Consider the following 245-nt stretch of genomic DNA (forward strand, 5'->3'; position numbering starts at 1 on the left):
GTTCGGCAATGCACTGGCCGGACAGACGGTCAGCGTCTCAGCGGACAACGGGGCAGCGGTTGCCGCGACGGTTATCACAGAGTCGGACGGCGCGGCGATAATCTCCGTCACCAGCCAGACCGCCGGAGCCAGTACGGTCACTGCCAGCATCAGCAACAGCACTCTGAACCAGAACGTGACGTTTATTGCTGATGTCAGCACGGCGAAGATCGCGGATCTGGTGGTCATTAAGGACGGCTCAGTGG

Annotated in this window: 1 protein-coding gene; it reads left to right on the plus strand. The window is 60.8% G+C overall.

Annotated elements, in window-relative coordinates:
- Window positions 1-245 (plus strand): Ig-like domain-containing protein (locus tag FQZ95_RS06305; RefSeq protein WP_160530015.1); only part of this gene is annotated, 245 nt, incomplete at both ends.

Origin of the sequence: Escherichia sp. HH41S (genome assembly GCF_009820115.1) — a bacterium.
Lineage (GTDB): Bacteria > Pseudomonadota > Gammaproteobacteria > Enterobacterales > Enterobacteriaceae > Escherichia > Escherichia coli_F.